General features: G+C 43.4%; 1 protein-coding gene. It reads left to right on the top strand.

Features of this window, described 5'->3' with window-relative positions; genetic code table 11:
* Nucleotides 1–1,107: leucine-rich repeat protein (locus tag G586_RS0116990; protein ID WP_026528664.1), on the top strand; the 1,107-nt coding region annotated here is incomplete at both ends.

Genomic DNA, 1,107 nt, shown 5'->3' on the forward strand with positions numbered 1-1,107 from the left:
GGAATGAAGGATATATGGATTGGCGAGAAAGTGACCACTTTTGCATACAGAGCATTTTATGGATGCAGTACGGACACGCTCACAATCCATGGTGTCGCAGGAAGCCCCGCAGAGGCATTTGCTACAGAAAATGGCTTCAAATTCTCGACAGAAAGACTTGAAGAGGCAAACGCTGTTCTTCGTGGAAAAGTAGTGGACAGTTCAGATAACGGAGTAGCGGGAATAACAGTAAGCATCTTTGATGTCACCGAAAACAAACATATCACAAATTCTTCCACTGATGGTGAAGGCGGATGGGAATTCAGGGCTGCAACAGCAGGACATTCCTACAGGATAGGATTCTCATCATCCAAGTATGTGCTTTCACCAAAGACCATCAGCTGTGTTGCACAGAGCGATACAGAGCTTGAGGATGTAATCGCCACAGCAAGAAATCTGGAAGAAACAGATGGAAAGTATTTCGAATATACAAAGACAACCGGAAACAACATAAGGATAACGAAATACACAGGAAGCCTTGAGACAGTAGTCATTCCCGAAACGATTGACGGATATACGGTAAGGGAGATCGGAAATGATGTATTCAAGGAAAAGACAGGATTAAAAAAGGTTGTAATACCTGACAGCGTAACAGTCATAGGTAATTATGTATTCCATAAGACAACTACACTGGAAGAAGTGATCTTTGGAGCAGAGGTTACAAGTGTAGGAGAGTATGCATTCATGGGGTGCACATCGCTCAAGACCGTCAACATGTCAGAAGGACTTTTGAGCATCGGATACAGGGCGTTTATGGGATGTACTAACCTGACAGCTATAGTGTTGCCGGATACGCTGCAAAGAATGGGAACACAGGCATTTGCAGACTGCACAGAACTTACAACTGTTAATTATCCTATTGCGTTAAAAAGTTGCGACGGAAATACTTTTTCAGGAGATTTGAAACTGACAAGTATAACTATTCCTGACGGAGTAAAGAGAATCGCATCATCTGTATTCAGCGGAAGTAATATCAGTAACATAACCATGCCGTCCACCCTTGAGATAATAGGTGAGGGAGCATTCCAGCATGACCAGGCACTTGAAAGCATAGAGCTTCCTGCAGGT

Source organism: Butyrivibrio sp. VCD2006 (assembly GCF_000423925.1).
Classification (GTDB): domain Bacteria; phylum Bacillota; class Clostridia; order Lachnospirales; family Lachnospiraceae; genus Butyrivibrio.